This window comes from Enterovirga sp. CN4-39 (genome assembly GCF_049446235.1).
Classification (GTDB): domain Bacteria; phylum Pseudomonadota; class Alphaproteobacteria; order Rhizobiales; family Beijerinckiaceae; genus Enterovirga.
In genome coordinates, this window is sequence record NZ_JBMSEF010000009.1 from 12,104 (window position 1) to 37,658 (window position 25,555).

At 65.1% G+C, this 25,555-nt stretch carries 22 protein-coding genes; 8 read left to right on the forward strand and 14 right to left on the reverse strand.

The genetic code is table 11. From position 1 onward, the window contains the following. Nucleotides 1-8 precede the first annotated feature (8 nt). A complete protein-coding gene (locus ACO2SS_RS15530; protein WP_423278594.1) occupies nucleotides 9-392 on the forward strand; it encodes a RidA family protein in 384 nt (127 codons plus the stop codon). Nucleotides 393-403: 11 nt separating this feature from the next. Here ACO2SS_RS15530 and ACO2SS_RS15535 read toward each other — a convergent pair whose 3' ends face one another. From ACO2SS_RS15535 to ACO2SS_RS15565, 7 genes are all read right to left on the reverse strand, one after another. After that, entirely contained in the window at nucleotides 404-871 is a 468-nt protein-coding gene (locus ACO2SS_RS15535; RefSeq protein WP_423278595.1) for a GFA family protein, read from the reverse strand. Between the two features lie 81 nt (nucleotides 872-952). After that, nucleotides 953-1,237 carry a hypothetical protein gene (locus tag ACO2SS_RS15540; protein WP_423278596.1) on the reverse strand — a complete coding sequence of 95 codons (285 nt, stop codon included), beginning with the start codon at nucleotides 1,235-1,237 and terminating at the stop codon, nucleotides 953-955. A gap of 280 nt (nucleotides 1,238-1,517) precedes the next feature. Next, on the reverse strand, nucleotides 1,518-2,732 hold the full coding sequence (locus tag ACO2SS_RS15545) for an NADP-dependent isocitrate dehydrogenase (RefSeq protein ID WP_423278597.1): 1,215 nt from the start codon (nucleotides 2,730-2,732) through the stop codon (nucleotides 1,518-1,520). Nucleotides 2,733-2,897: 165 nt separating this feature from the next. After that, the gene (locus tag ACO2SS_RS15550) at nucleotides 2,898-3,896 is read right to left on the reverse strand and encodes a Bug family tripartite tricarboxylate transporter substrate binding protein (RefSeq protein ID WP_423278598.1); all 999 of its coding nucleotides are present in this window, start codon (nucleotides 3,894-3,896) and stop codon (nucleotides 2,898-2,900) included. Between the two features lie 32 nt (nucleotides 3,897-3,928). Next, the gene (locus tag ACO2SS_RS15555; protein WP_423278599.1) at nucleotides 3,929-5,680 is read right to left on the reverse strand and encodes an IlvD/Edd family dehydratase; all 1,752 of its coding nucleotides are present in this window, start codon (nucleotides 5,678-5,680) and stop codon (nucleotides 3,929-3,931) included. Between the two features lie 107 nt (nucleotides 5,681-5,787). Further along, nucleotides 5,788-6,315 (reverse strand): YidB family protein, encoded by a 528-nt coding sequence (locus ACO2SS_RS15560; RefSeq protein ID WP_423278600.1) that lies wholly within the window; start codon nucleotides 6,313-6,315, stop codon nucleotides 5,788-5,790. Nucleotides 6,316-6,379: 64 nt separating this feature from the next. Further along, on the reverse strand, nucleotides 6,380-7,321 hold the full coding sequence (locus ACO2SS_RS15565; protein ID WP_423278601.1) for an SMP-30/gluconolactonase/LRE family protein: 942 nt from the start codon (nucleotides 7,319-7,321) through the stop codon (nucleotides 6,380-6,382). 363 nt (nucleotides 7,322-7,684) lie between these two features. Between ACO2SS_RS15565 and ACO2SS_RS15570 the strand changes: the two genes are divergently transcribed. Beyond that, the gene (locus ACO2SS_RS15570; RefSeq protein ID WP_423278602.1) at nucleotides 7,685-8,647 is read left to right on the forward strand and encodes an FkbM family methyltransferase; all 963 of its coding nucleotides are present in this window, start codon (nucleotides 7,685-7,687) and stop codon (nucleotides 8,645-8,647) included. Nucleotides 8,648-8,719: 72 nt separating this feature from the next. Beyond that, a complete protein-coding gene (locus tag ACO2SS_RS15575) occupies nucleotides 8,720-9,871 on the forward strand; it encodes a hypothetical protein (RefSeq protein WP_423278603.1) in 1,152 nt (383 codons plus the stop codon). A gap of 141 nt (nucleotides 9,872-10,012) precedes the next feature. On the opposite strand, the gene ACO2SS_RS15580 is transcribed toward ACO2SS_RS15575, so the two are convergent. Further along, nucleotides 10,013-11,494 carry a hypothetical protein gene (locus ACO2SS_RS15580; RefSeq protein WP_423278604.1) on the reverse strand — a complete coding sequence of 494 codons (1,482 nt, stop codon included), beginning with the start codon at nucleotides 11,492-11,494 and terminating at the stop codon, nucleotides 10,013-10,015. 36 nt (nucleotides 11,495-11,530) lie between these two features. Next, a complete protein-coding gene (locus ACO2SS_RS15585) occupies nucleotides 11,531-12,970 on the reverse strand; it encodes a glycosyltransferase (RefSeq protein WP_423278605.1) in 1,440 nt (479 codons plus the stop codon). Nucleotides 12,971-13,413: 443 nt separating this feature from the next. Between ACO2SS_RS15585 and ACO2SS_RS15590 the strand changes: the two genes are divergently transcribed. Further along, a complete protein-coding gene (locus ACO2SS_RS15590; RefSeq protein WP_423278606.1) occupies nucleotides 13,414-14,799 on the forward strand; it encodes a glycosyltransferase family 4 protein in 1,386 nt (461 codons plus the stop codon). Here the strand turns inward: ACO2SS_RS15590 and ACO2SS_RS15595 are convergent. The 4 genes from ACO2SS_RS15595 to ACO2SS_RS15610 form a co-directional block, all read right to left on the reverse strand. Further along, nucleotides 14,772-16,280, reverse strand: coding sequence for a glycosyl hydrolase family 28-related protein (locus ACO2SS_RS15595; RefSeq protein WP_423278607.1), 1,509 nt, complete (start codon nucleotides 16,278-16,280; stop codon nucleotides 14,772-14,774). The two genes, ACO2SS_RS15590 and ACO2SS_RS15595, sit on opposite strands and share 28 nt — an antisense overlap. Nucleotides 16,281-16,411: 131 nt before the next feature. Next, the gene (locus ACO2SS_RS15600) at nucleotides 16,412-17,209 is read right to left on the reverse strand and encodes an ABC transporter permease (protein ID WP_423278609.1); all 798 of its coding nucleotides are present in this window, start codon (nucleotides 17,207-17,209) and stop codon (nucleotides 16,412-16,414) included. A 136-nt stretch (nucleotides 17,210-17,345) separates the two neighbouring features. Further along, nucleotides 17,346-17,993: an ABC transporter ATP-binding protein gene (locus ACO2SS_RS15605; RefSeq protein WP_423278610.1), complete on the reverse strand. Its 648-nt coding sequence runs from the start codon at nucleotides 17,991-17,993 to the stop codon at nucleotides 17,346-17,348. A 33-nt stretch (nucleotides 17,994-18,026) separates the two neighbouring features. After that, the gene (locus tag ACO2SS_RS15610; RefSeq protein ID WP_423278611.1) at nucleotides 18,027-19,082 is read right to left on the reverse strand and encodes a hypothetical protein; all 1,056 of its coding nucleotides are present in this window, start codon (nucleotides 19,080-19,082) and stop codon (nucleotides 18,027-18,029) included. A gap of 802 nt (nucleotides 19,083-19,884) precedes the next feature. On the opposite strand from ACO2SS_RS15610, the gene ACO2SS_RS15615 reads away from it, so the two are divergent. After that, nucleotides 19,885-21,723 carry a glycosyltransferase family 2 protein gene (locus ACO2SS_RS15615; protein ID WP_423278612.1) on the forward strand — a complete coding sequence of 613 codons (1,839 nt, stop codon included), beginning with the start codon at nucleotides 19,885-19,887 and terminating at the stop codon, nucleotides 21,721-21,723. Nucleotides 21,724-22,324: 601 nt separating this feature from the next. Here the strand turns inward: ACO2SS_RS15615 and ACO2SS_RS15620 are convergent. Further along, nucleotides 22,325-22,627: a hypothetical protein gene (locus ACO2SS_RS15620; RefSeq protein WP_423278613.1), complete on the reverse strand. Its 303-nt coding sequence runs from the start codon at nucleotides 22,625-22,627 to the stop codon at nucleotides 22,325-22,327. 72 nt (nucleotides 22,628-22,699) lie between these two features. Here ACO2SS_RS15620 and ACO2SS_RS15625 point away from each other — a divergent pair, with 72 nt between their 5' ends. The 3 genes from ACO2SS_RS15625 to ACO2SS_RS15635 all read left to right on the forward strand — a co-directional run bounded on the left by ACO2SS_RS15625 (nucleotide 22,700) and on the right by ACO2SS_RS15635 (nucleotide 25,551). Next, nucleotides 22,700-23,356 (forward strand): class II aldolase/adducin family protein, encoded by a 657-nt coding sequence (locus ACO2SS_RS15625; protein WP_423278614.1) that lies wholly within the window; start codon nucleotides 22,700-22,702, stop codon nucleotides 23,354-23,356. Nucleotides 23,357-23,462: 106 nt separating this feature from the next. Beyond that, a complete protein-coding gene (locus tag ACO2SS_RS15630; RefSeq protein WP_423278615.1) occupies nucleotides 23,463-24,635 on the forward strand; it encodes an ABC transporter substrate-binding protein in 1,173 nt (390 codons plus the stop codon). 61 nt (nucleotides 24,636-24,696) lie between these two features. Further along, nucleotides 24,697-25,551, forward strand: coding sequence for a branched-chain amino acid ABC transporter permease (locus tag ACO2SS_RS15635; RefSeq protein WP_423278616.1), 855 nt, complete (start codon nucleotides 24,697-24,699; stop codon nucleotides 25,549-25,551). Nucleotides 25,552-25,555 lie beyond the last annotated feature (4 nt).

A 25,555-nucleotide genomic window follows, 5' to 3' on the forward strand; every position in this document is an offset into this window, starting at 1 on the left:
GGGGATAGATGCAGAGCCGCTCCATCAATGCGCCCGGCGTGCACAAGCCGAGCACCGGCTACGTCCAGGCGCGCGAGATTTCCGGCCAGTCGCGCGTCCTGTTCATCAGCGGCCAGACGCCCGTCGATATCGACGGCAAGGTGCCGGAGGGGTTCGAGGCCCAGTGCCGGCTCGTGTGGCGCAATGTCGAGGCGCAGCTTCGCGCGGCCGGCATGACGCTCGACAACCTCGTCATGAGCCGGACCTACCTGTCCGATCGCCGCTACGCGCTCCCGAACCGCACGATCCGGAACGAGGTGCTCGGCGCACGCGAGACGGCCGTCACGGTCGTGATCGCCGGGATTTTCGACGAGACCTGGCTGCTTGAAATCGAGGCGGTTGCGGCGGCCTGAGCCGCCCGGCCTCAGGCAGCCGGCGGCCAGCTTTCCGTATCGTGGTCGGGATGCTGGCGTGATGCCATCCGGGCCAGAAGATCCGGGCCGGTTCCGTCCTCGGTCGCCTCGTCGGGTAGCTCGTGCAGGCGGGCGAAGACGGGGCGGCGGCTCTCCACGCCGAACTGGCTCGCCGGCAGAACCCGGTCCGGATCGTCCAGCGAGCCGATCGAGATCGAGATACGGTCGTGCTCGAGCACGGTGTAGTAGAGCGGGGTGCCGCAATCGCGGCAAAAGCCGCGCTCCACCGCCTCGGAGGACCGGAACGCGCCCGGCGTTCCCCTGGTCCAAACCAGGTCCGCGCGCGGGACGCCGGCGAGCGGGGCGATGTAGTTGCCGAAGGCCTTCTGGCACATGCGGCAATGGCAGATCGACGGCCCGGTCGGCTCGCTCAGCAGCCGGTAGCGCACGGCGCCGCATTGGCATCCGCCAGACAGCATCGGACGTCTCCCTTTCGGCTTCGAACGCTCCCAGAGGTCTTTCGGTTCGCCCGGAGGGACAAGACGGCCCTCGGTCGGGTGTCAGGCGGCGGACAGAAGATCCTCGGCCCGGACATTGGCCATGCGCTCGAAATCGCGTCGATAAAGCTCGATCGCAGGGTTCTCTTCAGCCGCCCGCCCGTACCAGTAGCGTGCGGCGTGCAGATCGCCGAGCCCTTCGTAGCAGGCGCCAATCGCGTGACCCAGGGAGCCGCCATCGAGCGATGGATCGCCTTCGGCCATGTGCAGGTACATCGCGATAGCCGTCTCGAAGCGGCCCGTCTGGACACATCGATCAGCAAATGCCTGCATCTCATTGGGGTCCATCTGTCACCTCAATCTGATGTGGCGATTGACGTAGGCCGGATTATTCCTCGGAAGGGCTGCCGTCTCTAGGTTGATGTGCGGTCCCTCCCGGCCGTACTGGCCGGGGCTTATGTCGAACCGAACGACGTTGCCGTTCGGTCCGATCCATTGCTTTGCTCCGCGTGGCGTTGGCGCAAAGCGCGGTACGCCACCCAGAAACTCTTCCAGTCCTGCCGCGATGGATTCGAACCGAGCCCGCGGCATCGCAGGCTCGGTCCAGGCAGGGCCCGATCGCTCTGCCTCAGGCCGCCATGGCCTTCTTCAGGTTCTCGTCGATCTTGTCGAGGAAGCCCGTGGTCGAAAGCCACTTCTGGTCGGCGCCGACGAGGAGCGCGAGGTCCTTCGTCATGTAACCCGACTCGACGGTGTCGACGCAGACCTTCTCGAGCGTCTCGGCGAAGCGCTTCAGCTCCGCGTTGTCGTCGAGCTTGGCGCGGTGCAGCAGGCCGCGGGTCCAGGCGAAGATGGAGGCCATCGAGTTCGTCGAGGTCTCCTTGCCCTTCTGGTGCTCGCGGTAGTGCCGGGTCACGGTGCCGTGCGCCGCCTCGGCCTCGACGGTCTTCCCGTCCGGCGTCATCAGCACGGAGGTCATGAGGCCCAGCGAGCCGAAGCCCTGCGCGGCCGTGTCGGACTGCACGTCGCCGTCGTAGTTCTTGCACGCCCACACATAGCCGCCCGACCACTTGAGGCAGGAGGCGACCATGTCGTCGATCAGCCGGTGCTCGTAGGTGAGGCCGAGCGTCTTGAACTGGCTCGCGAACTCGGCGTCGAATATCTCCTGGAAGATGTCCTTGAAGCGCCCGTCATAGGCCTTCAGGATCGTGTTCTTCGTCGAGAGATAGACCGGGTACTTGCGGGCCAAGCCGTAGTTGAACGAGGCGCGGGCGAAGTCACGGATCGATTCGTCGAGGTTGTACATCGACATCGCGACGCCGGAGCCCGTGAAGTTAAACACTTCCTTCTCGATGACGGTGCCGTCCTCGCCCTCGAACTTGACCGTCAGCCGGCCCTTGCCCGGAACCTTGAAGTCCGTCGCGCGGTACTGGTCGCCATAGGCGTGGCGGCCGATCACGAAGGGCTGCGTCCAGCCGGGCACGAGGCGCGGCACGTTCTTGCAGATGATCGGCTCGCGGAAGATCACGCCGCCCAGGATGTTGCGGATCGTGCCGTTCGGCGACTTCCACATCTCCTTCAGGTTGAATTCCTTCACGCGCGCCTCGTCGGGCGTGATGGTGGCGCATTTCACGCCGACGCCGTGCTTCTTGATGGCGTTGGCGGCATCGATCGTGACCTGGTCGTTCGTCTTGTCGCGGTACTCGATTCCGAGGTCGTAGTACTCGAGGTCGACGTCGAGATAGGGATGGATCAGCTTGTCCTTGATGAGCTGCCAGATGATCCGGGTCATCTCGTCGCCGTCGAGTTCGACGACGGGGTTGGCCACCTTGATCTTGGGCATTGTCGCTCACCTTGCGCTTGGGGCTCGAGGCCCCGTGGACTGATGTGGTCCGCTCATAGCGCGCTGCAGCGAAGCCGGAAAGGCGGGCCGGCCGATAGCCGGCCCATAACGTCTGCTCGGGGCCTCGCGAGGACGGGAGAACCGTCCCGCGCGAGGCGAGGCCGGCTATTGCGGCTCGATGCCGGAGGCCTTGACGATGTCCCGGTACTTGTTGCGCTCCGCGGCCGAGAACATCGTGAACGCGTCCGGGGTGTTCGGGGCCGCGACGGCCCCGACCGCCTTCAGCTTCGCCTGGACGTCCGGGGTCGAGTAGATCGCCTTCACGTCGGCCGCGATCCTGTCGACGATCGCGCGCGGGACCCCCGCGGGCGCGAAGAGGCCATGCCAGGTCGCGACGTCGAAGCCCGGGATCGTCTCCGCGATGGCCGGCACGTCCGGCGCCGTCGGGCTCCGGTCCTTGCTGGTCACGGCGATCGCCCGGACGGTGCCGGCTTCCGCCTGCGGCCAGGCCAGCGTCATGTTGTCGAAGGCGAGGTCGATATGCCCGCCCGCGATGGCCGTCATGATGTCCCCGGAGGACCGATAGGGCACGTGCGCCATCTTCGTCCCGGTCAGGTTCGCGATCATCTCGGCGGGCAGGTGGTTCGAGGCGCCGACCCCGGAGGAGCCGTAGCTGAGCTTGCCCGAGTTCGCCTTGAGGTACGCGACGAATTCCGGGAAGGTCTTCACCGGCATCTTCGGGCTGACGACGAGCAGGTTCGGCAGCTGGGCGAAGAGGCTGATCGGCTGGAAATCGGTTTCGGCGTTGTAGCTCAGGCGCTTGTAGACGTAGGGCGCGATCGCATGCGTGCTCGCGGTCCCGACGAGCAGCGTGTAGCCGTCCTTCGGCGCCTGCGCGACCGAGGCCGCGCCGACCGTTCCTCCTGCACCGGCCTTGTTCTCCACGATGAAGGGCTGGCCGTATTTCGCCTGCATGGCCTGGGCGAAGATGCGCCCGAACATGTCGGTCGTGCCGCCGGCCGTGAACGGCACCACGATGATGACTTGGCGCTGCGGCCAGTTCTCCTGCGCGCCGGCCGGCAGGCTCGACACGGCCATGGCGGCGGCGGCCGTGCCTGCCAGCGCGGCGAGGCGCCTACGCGTGAGCTCTCTCCCCTTGATCATATGTCCCTCCCGAAATCATTGTGGTTGTTGGTCTATTTGTCCGTGCCATCGATGGCAGGAACCTCTTCCACGAAGCCCCGGTCGTTGCCGGTGCCGGTCATGAAGTCGAAATCGCAGCCCTGGTCCGCCTGAAGCACGGTGTCGTGCAGCAGGCGGGCATAGCCACGCTTCGCCCAATCCGGGCGCGAGGCTGAGGGCAGGGCGGCGCGGCGGGAGGCCAGCTCCTCGTCGCCGACCAGCAGGTCGATGCGGCGTGCCTCGACGTCGAGGCGGATCCGGTCGCCGGTCCGGACCAGCGCCAGCGGCCCGCCGACGGCCGATTCCGGTGCGATGTGCAGCACGATCGTGCCGAAGGCGGTGCCGCTCATCCGGGCATCCGAGATGCGCACCATGTCCTTCACGCCGGCCCGGGCCAGCTTGCGGGGGATCGGCAGGTAGCCGGCCTCAGGCATGCCGGGCGCGCCGACCGGGCCGGTGTTGCGCAGCACGAGCACGTCGTCCGCCGTCACATCCAGATCCGGATCGTCGATCCGGGCCGCCATGTCTTCCACATTTTCGAACACGACGGCGCGGCCGGTATGCTGCAGCAGCTTCGGGCTCGCGGCCGAGTGCTTGATGACGGCCCCGCGCGGGGCGAGATTGCCGCGCAGCACCGCCATGGCACCGATCGGCTTGATCGGATTCCCGCGCGCGCGGATCGCGTCCTGCCCAGGCACCTCTTCCGCGGCTGCGGCGACGTCGCGAAGCGTGGTGCCGCCGACCGTCCTGGCATCCAGGTCGAGGATGTCGCCGAGCTCGCGCATCAGCTTCGGCATGCCACCGGCATGGTGGAAATGCTCCATGTAGTGCTGGCCGGACGGCTTCAGGTCGATCAGCACCGGCACCTCGCGCCCGATCCGGTCAAAGGTCTCCAGGTCGACGCGCTCCTTGGTGCGGTTCGCGATCGCCGTGAGGTGGATGAGGCCGTTGGTCGAGCCGCCGATCGCCTGGAGCACGATCTGCGCGTTGCGAAAGGCCGACGCGGTCAGGATCTCGGACGGGCGGGGGCTCCCGGAGACGGCCATCTCGGCCGCGCGCTTGCCACTCGCCTCCGCGATGCGGATGCGCTCGGCATGCGGGGCGGGCACGGTCGCGCTCATCGGCAGCGATAGGCCGAGCGCCTCGGTGATGCAGGCCATCGTGGAAGCCGTGCCCATGACCATGCAGGTGCCCACCGATGGGGCAAGCCTACCATTGACAGTCTCGATCTCCGCCTCGTCGATCTCGCCGGCGCGATGGGCCGCCCAGAGACGCCGGCAATCCGTGCAGGCGCCGAGCACCTCGCCCTTGTGGTGGCCGACCACCATGGGGCCGACAGGGACGACGACGGTCGGCAGATCGACCGATGCGGCAGCCATGATCTGCGCCGGCAGCGTCTTGTCGCAGCCCCCGATCACCACCACGGCATCCATCGGCTGGGCGCGGATCATCTCCTCGGTGTCCATCGCCATCAGGTTGCGCAGGTACATCGAGGTCGGGTGCGCGAAGCTCTCGTGGATGGAGATGGTCGGGAAGACCATGGGCATCGCGCCGGCCAGCATCACGCCGCGCTTCACCGCCTCCACGAGCTGCGGCACGTTGCCGTGGCAGGGATTGTAGTCGGAATAGGTATCCGTGATTCCGACGATCGGCCGCTCGAGCGCGTCGTCGGAATAGCCCATCGCCTTGATGAAGGCCTTGCGCAGGAACAGCGAGAAGCCCGCATCGCCGTAGCTCGTGAGCCCCTTGCGCAAACCCTTGGACATCCTGACTCCCACCCGTCCCTTCGGCCTATGCCTGGCCCTGGGCCGGAAGGTTAGCCGGATCGGCGGATGCGGGCCACTCTCACTTAGTGGCCCGCCCGCGATGTTCTCTAGCCCGGGACCCGCCCGTCCGGCGTGTAACGATCGACCGCGTCCGGCAGCGCGCGCGTGAGCCGTGCGAGGAGCTCCTCGCGGGACAGGCCCGTCCGCTGCGAGAGGGCTTGCAGCACATCGGTGCCGATCGCCTGCTCGAGTTCGTTCTCGGCGATCTCGCGGTTCGGTCCGGTTCCGACCCAGGACTCCACAGCGTCACGCTGTCCGGCCTCGGCGAAGCGGTCGCGCAGCTCGCTCAGCCCGCTTCCGAGGAAGCCGCCCGGATTTCCGGCATGGCCGCCTGTTCCACCGGGCGTGGCATGGCTCTGCGCGCCGCCCCCCAGCAATCCTCCGAGGAGCCCGCCGAGACCGCCAGCCTGTTCCGGCTGGCCACCCTGGTTCGGTTGGCCGCCTTGGCCTTGGCCGGATCCGCCATGGCCGCCGAGGCTGCCCAGCATCTCGGCGATCTTGTCCCGGTTCTGGTACCCGGCCACAGCCAGAAGCCCGAGCAGCGCCGTCATGGATGGAAACCGACTGTCGCTCATCTGCGCCTCCCGTTCAGCTTCGTCGAGAAGCTGCGGAGCAACAACGGCGAATGGTCGGCGGGGTTCAGCCTCGGGCGACGCCCTGAGTATTCACATAGAGGGCGTAGACGGATTGGCTCGCCGCCATGAAGAGCCGGTTCCGCATCGGCCCGCCGAAGCAGACATTGGCGCAACGTTCGGGCAGCCGGATGCGGCCGATCAGTCGCCCGTCCGGGTTGAAGATCATCACGCCGTCGAGTTCGGGCGAGCCCATGCCCCAGCCGCACCAGAGGTTTCCGTCGACATCGACCCGGAAGCCGTCGGGCGTACCGCCCGGCCCCGCGTCGATGAACGTGCGCTTGTTGGCTATGGCGCGCCCGCCCTCCGTGACGTCGTAGGCGAGGATCCGCCGGTGCGGAGTGGCGCGGGATTCGACGAGGTAGAAGACGCTCTCGTCCGGCGAGAAGGCGAGGCCGTTCGGGCCGCGCAGATCCTCGGCGACGACGGTCAGCTCGGCCGTCTCGCCGTCGATCCGGTAGACGTTCTGCGGCAATTCGGGCGGAGCGACCCGCCCCTCGTAGTTGCCGAGGATGCCGAAGACCGGATCCGTGAACCAGATCGAGCCATCGGACTTCACGACGACGTCGTTCGGAGAGTTCAGCCGCTTCCCGTCGAAGCTGTCGGCCAGCACGGTGATCGAGCCGTCATATTCCGTACGGGTCACCCGGCGCCCGTGCTCGCAGGTGACCAGGCGGCCTTGACGGTCGCGGGTGTTGCCGTTGCTCCAATTGGAGGGCTTCCGGAAAACGGAGACTGCGCCGCTCTCCTCGTCCCAGCGCATCATCCGGTCGTTGGGAATGTCGCTCCAGATCAGCTGCCGCTGATCCCCGAACCAGACCGGCCCCTCGGCCCAGCGAAACCCGGTCGCGAGCCGCTCCACGGCGGCGCTGAACACCCGGTACTTGAGGAAGCTCTCGTCGAGGATCTCGATCGCCGGATCGGGGTAGAGACTCGCCGGCTGCCACATGAACCCTGCCTCCGCGGTGCAGTATGGCCGCTGCGCGATATTCCGGAAGCTGGGCCAACCCGGGAAGCAAAAGGCAAGGCGCGGCCGACATCAAGCCGCCCGACCCGGGGGCTTCACTGCCCCCTGGCGCACTCTGAGCAGCTTTGTTGCAGAGCCCGGGATCATAAGAACAATCTAAGAAAGCAGGGCGGTATCGGGCTGATCGCCGGTTAGGTCGGGGGCTTTGTACGAAGTCTCAACGATCTTTCCGTTGAGCGCGCGCCGTCTTGCGATGGTATTGTTAGACCAATTCCCGTCGCGTTGGCGGTTGCGCCTCGAGAGTCCCCGCTGCTAGTTCAAGAGGTCCAAGCGAAGAGGCTCTAGGTGCTCTTCTCCTACGCGCAGATCTACGAAGACGTGCTGCTGTGGCGTGCCCTCTCGGGACGCGTACAGGATGGCCTGTATATCGACGTCGGAGGGTTTCATCCGGAGGTCGATTCCGTGACGAAGCTCTTCTACGATCACGGGTGGAGCGGCATCAATATCGAGCCCACTCCAGCGGCCTTTGCCCTGTTCGAGCGTGACCGGCCCCGCGACATCAACATCCGGGCAGCAGCCTGGGACGCCCCCGGCGAGACGACGTTCCACGAGATCGTCGGCACGGGCCTGTCCACCTCCAACAGCAAATATGCCTCTGCCGCCGAAGCCGAAGGCCGCGAGAGGGTGTCCTACTCGGTCGAGTGCAGAACCCTGGCGTCGATCTGTGAGGAGCATGTCAAGGACCGTCCAGTCCACTTCCTGAAGGTGGATTGCGAGGGCGGCGAGGAGGCTGCCCTCAAGGGCGCGGATTTCACACGCTGGCGACCCTGGATCGTCCTTGTCGAGGCGACTGAGCCGTTGACGTCATCCCCATCCTACGAGGGCTGGGAGCCGATCCTTACGGCCGCCGGCTACGAGTTCGTCCTCACGGACGACCTCAATCGCTTCTACGTAGCGCCCGAGCACCCCGAACTGAAATCGGCCTTCCTCTACCGCGCCGACGACTACCTCAAGGCCGCATACTACCACGAGAAGGAGCACCTCAGGGAATGCCTGTCCACCGCGGAGCGGGAGCTCGCCGAGGCGCGTCGGGACATCGACAACGTACGAGAGCGCATCTCGGCTGCAGAGCGAGAGCTCACGGCGGCCAGCCAGGAGAATGATCAGCTGCGGGAGCGCATCTCGGCCGAAGAGCGGGAACTCGCGGCAGCCCGCCAGGAGGTCGCGAGGCTAATCGAAGAACTGGCTGTCCCCGTCTGGCGACGCGCCTACGGGCAGGTAAAGGCCGCCCTGCGGAGCGCCGCCTGACGGCGGAGAACGAGGAACTGGCTGCTCGGCCGCTCTGGCCTGGCCGGCGATGAGCGGGCGCTCCGAAGGGGCGTGCTGGGCCGCCTCGCTCGCCTGCCAGGCCATCCCGCATGTCAGCTGATCGCCGTCCGGAGGCTTAGGCGAGTTGCTGAGAGCTTGCCGCAGCCTGCCCGGTCCTTTACGCGGATCGGACCGTTACTCATCAACTCGAACCCTTTCATGCTCGTTGTCGTGTTGGGCCTGCCTGTGCCGCAGGTCCGCAACATGCTTCACGACGTAGCGGCCGCGCTGACATCGGCTGGTACCCCGACTGATGTTGTCGAAGTCGACGATCTCGTCGGCGTGGCAGCCCACGCCATCTCGACCCAAGCAACGCATTCGCTCGTTTTGGTGGCTTACGCCGCTCAAGACTGGGCTCGCGTTCTCGAAAGGTCGGGTGCTGCCTTTGCCTATCTGCATGCCGACCCGATGGCCTTCGTCGCCGGTCATGAAAGCCTCCTCGACGGCACGCGGACCGTGATGATGAGGCTGGCGAGCTTCGTCGAGCCGCAAGCAAGCGGCATCTGCCAGACGATCGATGCCGCCGCGCCGCAAGCCACTGAGGAACTGCTCAAATTCGTCGGCAGCAGGCTCGGCCTGCGGGATCTCTCCCTGGGATCGGTCCGCCCCGAAAGCGAGATTTCGGGCCGGGAAGGCCAATCGGAGCAGAACCGAGAGCTGGACGCTACCGTACGGGCGGTGCTGCGAAGCTTCGACGGGCTTCGGGAGGGCGTTCGACCGCGATCCGTCCTGACCTCGCGGCTCCTGTTTCATGATGCCACCCGAGATGGCGCGGCTGTCGATCGCGCCATCGACGCCACCGGGCGGGCCCGCATCCTCTTCTATGGTCCGTACGCCTATCTGCCTCGTGGGATCTGGCGCGCGCGAACCGTCGTAGCTTTCGCCGAACAACTGGTGGGCCAGACCTTCGGGATCGAGATCACTGCCGGGTTCGGCACCAACACGTTGGCTCAAGCTACGTTCAACATCGAGGTCCCGGGCCGTCGCGACATGGTCGTGGAGTTCAAGCACGAGGACGCTTCGGCGCCCGTCGAGGTGCGGTTCTCCTCCCAGCGGGGCGTGTTCGATGGGACCTTGTCTCTGGGGTACGTGGAGTTCTCGGTGGCCGAGCCGGACACGCAGCCCATCGTTGCGCCGCTCGTCGAAGAGCCTCTATCGAGCTAGGCGCTTGCCCCTCTCGCGTCGTCATACGCCCGCATTGGCCGCATCGCGCAGCGGCTGCTGACCAGAGCGCCGCCACCGGCTACGAGCCCACTCGATGACAGGCGTCCACCGACGACCCGTGGTTTAGACACTCGCCCGCGATCAGGTCGAGTTCGCTCCGAGCAACTCCTGGAGGCGGGCACTCGGCTCTGCGCGATACCTTCGGGCGAACGCATCGTGATCGCGCAGCGGTCCTGAAGTGGTAGCACCTTTCACTGTCGGGGCGTCCAGCACCCGGACGATCTCCGAAAGCAGCGGGCCGTCTGAGGGGCCGTCGTAGAAGACGGCGTTCGGCGCGAATTCACGATGAAGGGGCACGTCGGGACAGATCACCGGGACCGCCAGGGCAACGCCCTCGAGGAGCGCCGGCCCTGAACCGGTCTGCTCCGGGTAGACGAGAGCGCTGGCTCCCGCGAGCAGGGCAAGCCGCTCCTGTTCCGAACGGACCTCCGGGCAGTACAGGTTGAGGTGGGCTGAGCGATGGCTGGGTGCGCGGAGGACGATCAGGTTCGCGCGGCCTTCCGCCTTTGAAGCCAGCTTCTCGGCCAGACCCAGATCGACCTGCCGTTCTGGAGGCCACACGAGCACGAAGTAGGGCAGGGTGGGATCCCACTTGCGCGAGCCTGCTCGCTCTTCCCTGGATCCATCCTCGAAGAGCTCAGGCAGAAGATGCCGCACGACCTTTGAAGCGCGCATCTCTGAAAGATCGGCGGATTCGGCCGCGAGGTCGGCCCGCGCGAGGAGTTTGCTGCGTTCGAACACGGGCGGCTCCGCTGCGATTTTCAGCAAGCGGTTGGAGGCAAGAGGCCCGAGCGAGACAGAGCGGGTTACCGGGATGGCGGCCCCGATGCGCCCGAACTGCGCTTGGACGCTTGGCGACGCGAAGGCGACGGCGCCCCTCTGATCGGCGAGAGTGAGAAGAGCCTGCCCCGTGATGCGGCGAAGCTTCGCAGGGGTACTCGGAGCCTCAAGGGTCGACAGGTCGTGGATGATCGTCACGACCGAGCCGGCGGGCACATTCCTGAATCGGACGGGGAAGAGTCCGTCGGTGATCGCAGCGTCATAGCCCTGCGCGTCGATCTCGGCCGGACCGGTTCCGTAGACCGCCCGCAGGCTGGCGGAGGAGTAGAAGGACTTGAGGAAGAGGAAGCGGTCGGCCGATCTCAGGTGATCCAGTCGCTCCGGGATTCCGGTAAGCTCGGAGGCTTCGTTCCAGATCGGAGCCTGCCCCGCATCGTCGCGCCGCTGGCTAAGCCGAGCGTGGACAGCCAGCACAGCCGGTGCCTTCAGCGCGAGCATCCGGGAGAGCCGGCCCTGGTAGAACAGAGTGGGCTCAAACGATCCGGTGCTGAGGTACCTGTAGACCGAACTCAGGCGGGCCGCGTTCTGAGCCGCGGAAGCGCTAGGTCCCGAATACGCTGCGTCCTCGTACTCCGCACTCCGCTCGACCACGAGTGTGATCTCGGCCCCAAGCGCCTTGAGGCTTTCGAGGAGTGCAACGCTGTACTCACGCCAAGCGCTCCGCACGCCGGGAGTTCCAAGGTTCTGGCTGACCAGCAGCACCTTGGGACGTCTCGTCTTCATCCTCGACCTCGATTGAGAGCCCGCGCCTGAGGGACGTTAGGCAGCCTGGTCTAGTTCCTTGAGCCGCCCCATCGTGACGAGCGTCTGTTTCAGACGCTCGGCCATCGCGGATTGGCGGTAACGCGAGAGACAGAGGGCCTGCAGCGGCGCGGCACGCGCTGTCGCCTCGGCCGGGTTGCTGATGATGTCGCGCACAGCGCTGACCAGTTCATCGGGACGGTGGGGGTCGATGTAGACCGCCAACCCGCCGGTGATCTCACGGAAGACCGGAATGTTGGAGCAGATCACAGGCCGCCCGAAGACTGCGCCCTCCACGACCGGAATTCCGAAACCTTCCGAAAAACTCGGGAAAATCAGTCCGGTAGAGCCCCGGATGATGTTCAGCTTCTCGGTCTCGGTGACGTATCCCGTGAAGTGGAGGTTTGGATAGCGCTCCGGCTGATGACCCATATACCGATTGCCATCGACCTGCCCCATCACGACCAGGTTCGCGAGCCCGCGGAGCGCCTCCGCCGCCTCCACGAAGATGGCGATGTTCTTGCGCGGTTCGTCGGAGACAGCGGTTGCGAAGAATGGGAGCGAAGGATCCCAGTCACTGCCTTTCGTGAGCGAGGCCCGCAGGTCGGCTTTGCTCACCTGCCCAAGGGCGAGCGCGATCAGGGCCGAATCCGAGATCTGGTCGGCGTTCCGTTCGATTCTGGACGTTCTGATCCGCGCACCGATCGTCTCCAGATACTCTGAGCCTCGCTCGGCAGGCTCCTCCGCCGACGCAAGAAGCCCAGACCTGATCGCAGGGTACAGGATGGTGTTGGGAGTATTGGCTCGATCGGGAAAGAGATTGTTGAACGTGTCGCGCGTGGCTTCGGACACGAATATGAGGTGGCCTGAGTTCTTCAGTGTCACGTCCAGCTTGCTCTGGAAGAGCAGCCGCCAGTCGCTCGACATCTGAACATCTTGGAGAGGAATGAGGTCGTGGACTACGGAGATGATCTGGTCCCGGCGAGCGCCAGTTATCTCGACGTAGTGAGGCGTATCGACGAGCACGATATCGTAGCCCGTCGCATCGAGGGGCACCGGGCCCGTGCGATTGACGGCACGGAGCATCGAGGCCGAGTAGAGTTCATCTACCACGAGCAGCCGATCGGCCAGAAGGAGATGTTCCGCAGCCTTCGGCACTTCGCTTAGGAGCGAGGTCTCATTGGGCACCAGGGTAGGCCGCGCGGGTTTCACCGTCGCAAGCTGCCTCTGCGCCACGGCTACAAGGCCTGCTGCATGCTTGGCCAGGACACGCATGGCGCGTTGGCGATATTCGAACCTGTGGCTGAACCGGCTCCCGCTGAAATAGCGGTAAATTTCGGCCAGCCGCATCGAGTCCAAGGCCCGAGGAGCGATCCGCGCGAGATCCTCCGCCATCCGGCCCCGTATGCCGTATCCGCCGTAGCCAGGCGTACCTTCGACGGCGAGGGTCACCTTCATCCCAAGGGACCGGAGAATTTCCAGGACCGAAACGCTGTAGTTGAAAATGCCCCGAGGGTGGATGGGCGTACCGAGCGAGTCGCTCACGTACAGGACCCTGCATCTCGAATGTGATCGCATTTTCAATCCGGCGCGCCGGACGAGCGGCCGCATGCTGATGGAGGTTCGCGGGCGGGGCGAGCGGCAGCTTTTAGCAGAACCGTTTACGAGCGCTAGCTGCGTACCGAAGCGATCCTACAAATTTCCTCCCTGGGGAGAAAGCCTGGAGCGTATTTGCTGCCCGTGGAACGAAGAGGCTGGATGGTCGCAGGAAGGCGTTTTTGAGGCACAAAGATGTTAGTCCAGAGATGCAACTCTAAGTATTGGCAATTCAGGGGTATAACCTGCCGCTCGCGGAGGAGCATTCGGTTGACAGGATTTCGGTTAGCGCCGAATGGATCTGAATGCCCTCTAAGATCCTTTACGACGGTCTGAATCTGTCGTTGGCCACGGGTACGGGCATAGCCACGTACACCCGGAATTTGGCCGCCACGGCGAAGCAGATTGGCTATCGCGTCTCAATTGCCTACGCTCTGCCCTGCCCAGTGCCGACCGATCCTATGTTGCGAGAAGTCGCCCTTTTCGAAGGGCGGAAGGAACGCCGGAGGAAGTTCGATCGAGCGCTGACCTGGGCTCAAGCGCGGCTTGGAATGTACAGGCGCCTTACGCTGACCGACGCCACGCCGAGCGGTCATGTCGCCACGGGGCCGATCCGTGAGCGCCTGCCCGTCCTTGACGAGATCCAAGTGGGTGAGCGCATCTTCGACTTCGCTCGGTCCAGTTTTCTCGCGCATGGATGCCTGTCGGAAGTGCGCATGCGGGACCGCCCCGACATCGCGCATTTCACCTTCTCGACGCCGCTGCGGCTTCCGCAGGCTGCAAACGTCTACACGGTTCATGATCTCGTCCCGTTGCGCCTCCCCTACACCACGCTGGACGACAAGGAATATTTTCTGAGGCTTCATCGGGAGATCGCCAGGACGGCCGATCATATCGTCACGGTGTCGGAAGCCTCGAAGCAGGACATCATCCGCCTGCTGAAGGTTCCGGAAAGCCGGGTGACCAATACGTACCAGGCCGTCGACATTCCCCTGCATCTCCGGAGCAAAACCTCCGACGAGGTTGCCAACGAAATCGGCGGCCTGTTTGGGCTCGAACCGGGAGGGTATTTCCTCTTCTACGGTGCGATCGAGCCTAAGAAGAATGTCGGGCGTCTGCTGCAGGCCTTCCTGTCATCGGGCCTGGATCTTCCCCTGGTGATTGTCAGTTCTTCAGGGTGGCAGAACGATCAGGAACTTCGGATCATAGACGACAAGTGGTTTCAGCGGCGCGGGGTGGCCGGACGGCGGCCGCGTCCCAAGCTCAAGCCGATCTCCTACGCGCCCTACGAGGTTCTCGTGAGCCTCATCAAGGGAGCACGTGCCGTGACCTTCCCGTCCCTCTACGAAGGTTTTGGACTTCCGGTGCTGGAAGCCATGCTCCTCGGTACGCCGGTCCTCACCTCCAATGCTGCCTCCCTGCCAGAGGTCGCGGGCGATGCCGCCGTTTTGGTGGATCCCACGGACGTCTCCGCCATTCGGGCAGGACTTGTGGCCCTGGCGTCGGACGATGATCTGTGCCGCGAGTTGTCGGGGCGCGGCAAGATTCAGGCCGAGAAGTTCAGCACCGATCGATACCGCGAGCGGGTTGCGGGTCTCTACCGCGGACTCGGCTTCGAGGCGGGTCGAGAGGAGCAGATCTCCGATGGGGTAGCAGGGGTGCCCTACGGGCCAGCGTTGAGGCCCACCTGATGGTTCGCTTCCGGGCCCGCTCCTGCCACGCCCGCGGCGCAATCCGCGAACACGTTCGCCACTACGGTCGTCGCTTCAACGCCGGGCCTGATCGTGATTGCCCCCATCCGGGTCGGGGCCGCACCCCGGAACCGACAAAAGGTGTTCCCAACAATCACGTTGTTCCCGGTCGCGTCCTCGGCGTCAGGGCGGGGCCCAAAAAGCGTCAGGCCCGCAGCGCCGGCCCCGCCGCGATTGCAGTTATGGATGTCCATCCCTTGCACAACCGTCGCCCCGACCTGGCTTGCGAAGCAGGTTCCGATGGCTCCGTCGGCCTTCCCGCCGATGAACTGCGCGGACCAGCTTGCATTATAATGCCGATTGAATAGCGCGACGTTCTCGATCGTGCTCTCGGAGCCGTGGAAGTAGCAGCCGAAGCATTTGAGGGATTGGAAGTCTGACGCAACGAGGTTGCGCCCGTGTGCGAAGTCGATCTCAAGGTCGCGGAAATCCATGAACGCCGGACATGCGTCGATCGTCGCTCCGGGTGCGCAAGAGATCACAACCCCATCGTGGGGGTTCAGACATTGCAGGCTCCGTACGACGGTAGTGGCTGCAAAGTCGCGGATCGCGAGGCAGGTCGGATGCTTGGCTGAGGGGGTGACGACACCACCGGCGCTCATGAAGATGTCCTGGAAGGTGGTCGTATCGTTCCGGGTCGCCTGGCTCGCCTCGATGCTGCCTCCGGCGAACGCGCCGGTCACTTCGATGCCGGTTCCTCCGGGGAGGATCGCCTCCATATGGATCGCGTAGAAGGTGTTGTGTGCGCCTGCGATCACCTTGATCGCCTGGAAGGGCGCCCAGAAATAAAGGTTCTGCGCGTGGAAGTTCTGCGCATGCTCGACCTGGAGCGAGACGGCGGTCCCCGAGCCTTGCTCGACTGGGTTGACGAAACTCAGATGCTCGATTCCTCCTCCGTAGGAGTAGTTCTTGCTCCCGCGCTTCGCGAATCGAATGCAGGGCCCGCTTGTCACCGAGCACCGCAGCGCTGTCCCGCGCTGGGCGCTGTCCCGATGGCCGATCCCGGCGCCAACAATGCGCACCCCGTCGCAATGCACGGTCACGGTGCTGGCGATCGTGTATGTGCCGGGGGGCAGATAAACGACGTTCCCGCCGCGAGCATTCGAGCCGGCACAGGCCGCGTCCAGCGCTCGCTGCAGGCAAGCGGCTTCGTCTCTGTCCGGGCTGGCGGCGCATAAAGCTCCGGCATTCACCGCATCGATGGGCGGCGGTCTGTGTTCCTGAGAGAGACCTCGGCCATCTGCATTTCGCGCTCTCTCGGCATCTCCCTGCAGCGCAAGTCGGCGAGGCGCGGGAAGCGGGCCATTCCGGGCCTCGGTCGCGTATCCGGAAGAGGTCTGTGCGCTGCCGGCGGAAAGCATGGCGATCTGCGCGGCCGCAAGGGCGCTGATCAAGGCAACGAGGGGCCGAAGCGCAGTCATGGATGTTCCCAGATTGAAGTGACGGGGAGATCCACCGCCCCGCGTTTCGCCGTGCGGCCGGTGGGCCGAACCGCACTTGCTTCCTGCAGCGTTGGGGTGTGCGATGCCCCGATCAGCGGCTGCCGTAGCCGCTACTCGATCTCGATGTGCTCGCGAGCTCGGGAGACCAGATAAAGTCCCACAAAGGTGAGGATGGCGCAGCACAGAAGCGTGTAGGCAGGATAATAGTAAGTCGGGATGCCAGGTCCGAAGTATCCGCTTCTGAGCATTTCGACGCCGTTCACCTGAGGCGACCATTCGAGCACTCGCCGCAGCTCGTCGGGCATCCAATAAAGCATGTAGAACGTCCCGGAAAACGGGATCGATATATAGCTTGCTGGGCTCCAGATTTTTTCGACGACCTCGGACCGCTCCGCGAGAGCGCCGATCAGCATGGCAAACGATGCGCCGAACCAGCAATACATCAGCCATCCGCCCAGCATCAGGGAGAGATCATGGGGAGCTTCAGCTAGGCCCGCCATGTAAAACATGAACATGACAACGGCGAACGATGCCGTCGTGCCCAAAAATTCGACCCCGATCCTCGCGAGATAAAGCGATATGACCTTGACTTGGCGATGGTAGAGGAGGGCGCCGTTGGCCTGCATGCACCGCATCAATTTTCCGCAGAGGTGGCGGAAGAACAGCAGTGGCATGTAGCCCGTGATCACGAAGGGCACGATTGCGGTCTCTTCATGACCAGAGTGCTTGATCGCTGACCAGAGGGCGACAACGCCCAGGCAGAACATGGCTGGTTCTACGATGATCCAGAGAAACCCAATGTTCTCTCGTCCGAAGCGCGTGTAGATCTCTCGGACCATCAACGCGTCTATGACGCGCATCTGCTCGCGGGCAAGTTGGATTGGCGACGGTTTCGCTACGCTCTGCATGGCTTGGTGCTCTTGGCTGCGATAGGAGGGAGTCCCTCGCTTTCGCAGCGCGATCTCAACGGTTTGATGACCCTCGTGTGCCCGGCGTGTCCACGTCTGCGCTCAACGGCGGCGCTAGCTTGTTGCACCCGCATCGTCACAGCGCGTTGTAGATATCGATGGCGAGTTGAAGGTCAAAAAAGGTCTTCGACTTCCCTTGATGCAGGACGACTGCGCTGGTGCAGTACTCATTGATAATCCCGGCGTCGTGGCTGACTAGGAGGAGGGCGCGGTCGGGCCGCCTCTCGAAGATTTCGTAGCGGCACTTCCGGTGAAAGCGCTGGTCCCCGACGAAGATCACTTCGTCGATCAGGTAGCAGTCGAAATCGATCGCGAGCGACAGCCCGAAGGCGAGCCGGGCCCGCATGCCGGATGAATAGGTCTTGACCGGCGCCTGCAGGTATTTTCCCAGTTCGGAGAACTCTTCAACGTAGTCGCGGACCTCCCGATAGTCCTTGTCGTAGATCCGGGCGATGAACCGGACGTTGTCGAGGCCGGTCAGGCTTCCCTGGAACCCGCCGCTCAGCCCGAGGGGCCACGACAGCGACATCTGTCGATCGATCCGGCCGCTGGTCGGATACTCGACGCCCCCGATGATCCGCACGAGCGTGGATTTCCCGGCCCCGTTCCGCCCGAGGACAGCCACGCGCTCGCCTGGGCGGACGTCGAAGTTCACGTTGTCGAGCACGCGTTTGAACGTGTGCCCCGTCTTGTACTCCTTCACGAGGGAGTCGACCCGGATCATGTCTCTTCCCGAAATGACACTGCCGCTCGCGCCTTAGCTGGCGTGCTCGCGTGCATTCACGATGAGGAGGCGAACGATCCCATAGGCGAGGAACAGGGTTCCGAAGATGGTCAGGATCGCCAGCCACCGGCGCGGATAGCGCGAAGAATCGGCGGTGTTCGGCTCGACGACCCGCTCCAGGTACAGCTGCTTGCGCAGAGCCTCCATCCGGGCCGACTCGAGCAAGGTGTTCGTGGCCAGCAAGGCCTTGGCGGCGAACTCCGCCTCGAGTGTCAGCCGCTGGAATTCGGCGAAGCTCCCGACCAGAGACCCATCGGCCCCCAGGAGTTTGCTCCGCTCGGCCGTGATCTGTTTGGAGAGGGCCGCCTCCTTGTCGAGCAGCGCCTGTATACCGGGGTTGTTCGGCGAGACGGAACGCGTTTGCGAGATCTGGGTCCTGGTGGCCGCAAGTTCCTTTTCGAGGCCGCCGATCAGCTCCAGGTAGGTCTTGGCGGTCGACGCGGTGTCCACCAGCCCGGCCTTGATCTGATAGGCGGTGATGGCCTGCTGAGCTGCAGCGGAGCGCTGCTCCGCCTTGACCAATTGCTTGGTCGCCAAGCCGACCGCGTCCTGCAGCGAGCGCTCGTTCATTCGATTGACCAGCTGCTCGCTGGACTCGATCAGCGCCTCGGCAATGCGCTGCGAGTCGCTGGGCGCGAACGCCCGTACCTTGAGCGTCGTTATGCCGGTCGTCGCATCGTGTGTGACGGTTAGGATGCTCGACAGGTGCTCATACAGCTCCTCGAATGTCCCTTCCGAGTAGAAGGACGGAAAGCGTGCGAGGAAGTCGGCGCCGGGGCGGCTCAACATCTCTCGAAGCGGAACCTTCTGCTCCAGTTCTCGGACCGCGTCCCTCGATTTCAGGAAGTCGATGACCGGATACGCTTCGTCCCGGACACCGCTCACCCCGGCGTTTTGCAGGAGGGCGCCGATACCAGAGCCGCCTTGCTTCTGGGCGTTCCGAACGACGAAGCGCGCCTCGGAGATGTACTGGTCCGATGCGATGGCAAACAGGTAGATGGCGGCGGCAATGGTCGGAGCTATGACCATCGCTCGGAACAGCCAGGATTTCCTGCGGGTGCGCTGGGTTCCGCGAGCAATAGGCCGCGGGACCACGGAGGAGGCGGGGCGCAGGGCAGCAATCCGGCCCTTCAAGAGCGAGAGTGCACCCCGAGCGCGCCCTTCCTCCGTCAGGCCGACACCGGAGCGGGTCTTGTACTCAAGCTGTGGCATTCGAAGGTCGTTCGCCTTTCCAGAGCGTCCGTGGCTGATCCTTAGACCGGCTCAAGCTCAGATGTCACCTCGGCCCATGGCCGAGCTCGATCCTGGCTGAAGCCCCCCGGCTCCAAACCGACCGGTTCGGCTACGCTGGATTTGCGTCCAAGTTGCGGCGCAGCGTGACAGGAAGGGGGGCGGACGCGCCGGCCTTGGAAGCTCTGCCGCCCGGTTGCGAAGCTAACTGTACTGCAACCCTGATGTGCCCCGCGGCGAATTGGCCTTCGATCGGCTGTAAGGTACAAGGAAACACAATGAGCAGCGCCCAGTCTCCGCCCTGACCGGCTTGAAAGTAGCCTCTTTCGACGCGGATCCTGACCGGGGCGTGCGCACGGGGCTGATGTCTGTGGCTCAGAGAAGCGTCCGCCTTTGAAGCCAGTTCAGTTCGATCGGAACGAGTCTCCCCATTTCTCCTTCTCCCACATCGGGCTCGATGAGGACCGTTTTCTGCCTCGCGGACGCATCTAGCTTGCGGTCCAGGTGGGTCCGGATCGAATTCAGCCAGAGTTTCGTCGGCCAGCCCGTGCGGCCACTTCTGCGCTTCCGTCGCTCGGGCGGCGCGGCGCAGGATTGCCTCTTGCCCGCGGCAACTTTCGGACGTGCGCGCTGGATCGGCCTCGCGCCGACCGACCTCGTGAGCGTGGACATCCTTGCCCCCCTCGGTGCAGGGCAGGATATCCGCGTCGACCGCCTGGTCAGTCTAGGCGATTTTTCGGTCGCCTTGCGGGTTTTCACGCGCCATCCGTCTCGCATCCCCCATTACCTGCTGAGTCGGGTTCGCGGAATGAGGCAGCGCGCCGTGATGGCCCGCACCGCGCTCGACCTCAGGCGAACCCCCGCCTTCGCGGCCTTTGCCGCCGAGCGGGAGCGGAAGCTGGAGCCGGATGGTCTGGACGCGGCGCTGGGCGCGGGCGTTCCTGATGTCGGCGAACTCGCCTTTGTCATGAGCGTGGCGGCAGAAGGCGCGGCTGGAGTGTCGCGCACCCTCAACTCGCTGGCCGCGCAGCATGACCGGGCATTCCGCCTGACCATCGCGCTTCGGCCCGATCGGGCGGCGTCGGTGGGAGCGGAAGTCGGGCGGCTTGGGCTTCGGGAATGCGTGGAGCTCGTTCCTGCGGAGAACGGGGCTGCCGATCGGATCACGCTCGGTCTCGCCTCGCGCTCAACGTGCGGGTGGGTCGGCCTGCTCAGGGCCGGCGACATTCTCGACCCCAAGGCAATCCTGCTGCTGAGGCACTACCTTCAGGCAAATCCGACGCTCGACGTGCTCTATTCGGACAGCGCCGAGGTCGACCGGTGGGATGGGCGGCTCTATCCGCAACTGAAGCCCGATTGGAGCCCGGTCTTCCTCCAGCAGGTCGACTATGTCGGGCGCTTGTGCCTGTTTCGGGCGGACGTGCTCGCGGAGGCCGCGCAGCGGGTCGATGGGGACGCCCTCCCGTGGTGGGGGGCGTTGGTGGCGGCCGGGCGGCATAGGCCGCGCAAAGCCTTCGGACACCTGAAGCGCGTGCTGCTGAAAACTGCATCGGAGCAGCCGCGCCCGATCAAGGAGCTTGCCACCCCCGGCCTCGCGCGCAGTCCGGCCCCGCCCGGCCCCATCGTATCCATTGTCATCCCGACGCGGGACCGGGTGGAATTGCTGCGCCGCGCGATCGACACCATCTCGGCGGCGACGGAGCGGACCTGTCCCTACGAAGTCATCGTCGTCGACAACGACTCGACGAGCCCCGATTCCATCAAGTACCTGGCCGGCCTTGAGACTAGCGGCGGATTCACGGTCATCCGCGACCCGGGTGTCTTCAACTTCTCGAGGCTCGTGAACACCGGCGCCGCGGCCGCGAGGGGAGATGTCCTTCTGCTGCTGAACAACGACTGCGAGGTCGAGCAGGGGGATTGGCTGACCCGCCTGGGCGGGTGGGCGCAGCAGCCGGAGATCGGCGGCGTCGGCGCGCTCCTGCTCTACGGAGACGAGCGCATCCAACATGCCGGTGTGAGTATCGGTATGGGTGGCGAGGCCGGACACCGGGATCGCAACATGCCGGTACGGGGCCATTACGGCCACCTGTTGAGGATGAAGGCCGTTCACGAGGTGTCCGCCGTGACCGGAGCCTGCCTCGCTGTCGATCGCCGCAAGTTCCTTGAGGTCGACGGTTTCGACGAGGCATTTGCCGTCGCTTTCAACGACGTCGACTTCTGCCTCCGATTGCAGGCGAAGGGCTACCAGAACCTGCTCGTCCCGCAGGTCGTCCTCAAGCACCTGGAATCGGCCAGCCGCGGGAAGGATCGCGGCCCGAAGCGGGTTCGCTTTCTGGAAGAGGCCGCGCGCTTCCGGGAGAGGTGGCGCCCCCTCATCCACGACGACCCGTTCTACAACCCTCTCTTCTCGACGACCCGCTTCAACGACTGGCTGGAATGAGGGGATAAAGGGTCCCCGCCGGCAGCGTCGGACTGCGGCGCGCGGCGGGTCCCTGGGGCTGCTAAGGAGCCGAAACCTGGTGGGGCGCGGCTGACCTCAGCCGATCATCTCACGGACGAGATCGCGTGTTTCGTCCCTCGTCAGACCTGAGGGTTGGGGCTTCCAGCCCTTGCTCCGCTTGCCGGAGACGACCGGGATGTCCGGGCCGCCGCGTGACCGGTCTGCTGCGTTCTTCTGATGGTGGTTGTCGCTTTTGATGAATGAAATCTGCACGTCGTTCCTATGCACCGGCTCCCATGGCCGGCATGATTATTGGCCCGGCTCGATGTCGGGCGTATGACAAGATCCTCAAATCGATGGAGGCTGAGATGCCTCGAGACCGGGGCGAGCCTGCGCCGGGTCGAATCGAGGTCTATCCCTACATGGGCCCTCAAGCCAGGAAGCGCAACCCGCCTTGTGCGCGCCAGCCCAACTGAATGCCCCTTGACCCCTCCAGGATGGCGTCCCAGCCGCCAGGTGGCGGCCGGTTGCGCCTCCAACCCTTAAAGCCGAGCTTGGTTCCTGGCCGGAGTTTTGGTTTGTTTCTGGCAGCGGGTGGCGATCACGCCTGCAACGCGTCCCGTCCGGCATTCTCAGCCAGGGGCGGCAACGGCTCCCGTTCCACCCCGGTCGCGAGGCCCCGGTCGAACGCTTCCATCAGTCCCAGGCCGATATGCGCTTCCTCGGCCGAGAGCCCCTCGAGCTTGAGGCCGCCGAACTGGGCGACGCGCCGCCGCTCCGTGTCGACGACGAGCCAACCATCGTCCTTCATGCCCAGCCGGTACCGCATGGTTTCACCGATCATGAGTCGGCAGGCTCCGGAAAGCAGGCGCGCACCCGAGACCACAGGTTTCGCGTGCAGCATCTCGACTCCCGTGCCGGCAGGGGCGCAGGCTCCCGCCGGACCGCAGGTGCGGTCCAGGAGGAGGAAGACAGGATGCTAGTCGCGGATGGTGCGAGCAAGCGGACCGCTCTGGTGGATGCCTATCGCGGCCTCGCGGCCGAAGGGCTACTCCTTCTGAGCGCCGGGAACCTCAGCCTGCGCGAGGGTGACAGGATCCTCATCACGCCGACGGGAGCCGACCAGTCCATCGAGCCGGAGCAGATCGTCCTGATCGACCGGAACGGAGAGGTGGGAGGGCAGGGGATCCCGTCCAGCGAATGGCCGATGCACGCCGCGATATATGAAGCCAGGCCGGACGTAATGGCGATCGTCCATACGCACTCGGACGCCTGCACGGCCCTGTCTTGCCTGCGCCAGCCGCTTCCGGCCTTCCACTACATGGTCGCCTTTTTCGGCACGGACGCGATTCCCTGCGCTCCCTATGCCCATTTCGGTTCGCCGGACCTGGCGCGCGGCGCCGCGGAAACGTTGGGAGCAGGCAATGCCTGTCTCCTCGCGAACCACGGCATGATCAGCGTGGGCCGCAGCATGGCCGAGGCCGCGAAAGGGGCTTCCCTGCTGGAGATGCTGGCGCGCCAATACATCCTGGCGCTTCAGGCCGGCTCGCCCGTGCTCCTGTCGCCGGACGACATGGCGGAAGCTCGCCGACGCTACGGTTATTATGGACGCGCGCGGATCCCGCAGGCCTGAAGGCGCAAGCGGCGGCCCTCGTCCGGCGACGAAAGTCGCGTTCCGAACGTCTCGGCTTCGAGCGGCCGCCAAGATAAGAAAGTGCAAAGTTCCGGGAGGGATCGGGATGACGAACAGGCGCAAGCTCTTGGCCGGCGCAGCGATGCTGTCGGCCGCGCTGGCCAGCGGCAACGCATGGGCGCAGGAGCCGATCAGGATCGGCCTGATCCTCCCGATGAGCGGACCCTTCGCGTCCACGGGCCGCCAGGTCGAGGCGGCTGTGAAGCTCTACCAGCAGCAGCATGGCGACACGGTTGCCGGACGCAAGGTGCAGGTCATCGTGAAGGACGATACCGGCACGGCGGACGTGACGAAGCGGCTCGCCCAGGAATTGATCGTCAACGACAAGGTGTCGGTGCTCGCAGGCTTCGGCCTGACGCCGCTTGCGCTGGCGGCAGCCCCGCTCGCCACCCAGGCGAAGGTGCCGGCCGTCGTGATGTGCGCCGCCACCTCGACCATTACCGAAGCCTCGCCTTTCATCGTTCGCTCGGGTTTCACGCTCGCGCAGGTCGCAACCCCGATGGCGGAATGGGCCTCCAAGAACGGGCTCAGGAAGGTCGTGACGCTTGTCTCCGACTACGGACCGGGGATCGACGCCGAAAAGGCCTTTTCGGAGACCCTCGCCAAGGGCAGCGGCACCGTCGAGAACCTCCGCGTGCCACTGCGCAATCCGGATTTCTCGCCCTTCCTGCAGCGGGCTGCGGATGCGAAGCCAGACGCTCTCTTCACCTTTGTTCCCTCGGGCGTCGGCGCTCAGCTCATGAAGCAATTCGCCGAGCGCGGGCTCGACAAGTCCGGCATCCGGCTCATCTCGACCGGGGATGTCGTGGACGATGACATCCTCAACGATATGGGCGAGGTGGCGCTTGGTGTCGTGTCCAGCCACCATTACTCGGCCGCGCATGACAGCCCGGAGAACAAGACCTTCGTGGCCGAGTTCCGGAAGGCTGCGAACATGCGGCCGAACTTCATGGCCGTCGGCGGCTACGACGGCATGCATGTGATCTACGAGGGCCTGAAGAAGACGAACGGGCAGGGCGGCCAGGCGCTCGTCGACGCGATGAAGAGCCTCAGTTGGCTCAGCCCCCGCGGCCCCGTCTCGATCGACCCCAAGACGCGGGACATCGTCCAGAACGTCTATGTCCGCAAGGTCGAGAGGGTAGGGGGCGAACTCTACAACGTCGAGTTCGAGACCATCGCGGACGTCAAGGATCCCGTGAAGGCCGCGAAGTCGAACTGAACCGGCGCCGGGTGATGTCCAGCTCGGCGCGACGCATCCGGCGCGCCGTCTCGCGCGTCCCGTGCTGACCATCCTGTTCGACGGCATTGCCTACGGCATGCTGCTCTTCGTGCTCGCCTGCGGGCTGGCCGTGACGCTGGGACTGATGAATTTCGTGAACCTCGCTCACGGCGCCTTCGCCATGGCGGGGGGCTATGTCAGCGCGCTCATGCTGAACCGCTGGGGCGTCCCGTTCATCGCGACGCTGCCCTTCGCGTTCCTCATCCCAGGCGCGATAGGCCTCCTGTTGGAGCGGACGCTCTACGTCCACCTGTACGGCCGCTCGCATCTCGACCAGGTGCTCTTCTCGATCGGGCTCACCTTCATGGCGGTAGCGGGCGTCGACTACTTCGTCGGCTCGCAGCAGCAGTTCATGCGCTTGCCGGCCTGGCTCCAGGGACGTGTGGAGGTCGCCGGCGTGCAGGTTGGGCTCTACCGTTCCTTCATCATCGCCGTCTGCGCGGTCCTGGTGGTCAGCCTTCAACTCACGCTCACGAAGACCCGTTTCGGAAGCCGTCTGCGGGCTGCCGTGGACGATCCTCGGGTCGCACGCGGGCTCGGCATCAATGTGGGTGCGATCTTCGCCGTCACCTTCGCGGTCGGATCCGGCCTTGCCGGGCTCGGCGGCGCGCTCGGGGCGGAGATCCTCGGCCTCGACCCGACCTTCCCCCTCAAGTTCATGATCTACTTCCTGATCGTGGTGACCGTCGGGGGCACGTCCGGCATCGTCGGGCCCTTCGTCGCCTCGCTCATCCTCGGTATCGCGGACGTCGCCGGAAAGTACTACGTGCCCGCCTTCGGGGCCTTCGTGATCTACACCCTCATGATCGTCGTCCTCGTGCTTCGGCCGCAGGGGCTCTTCGCCCGTGCCCGGTGAGGCG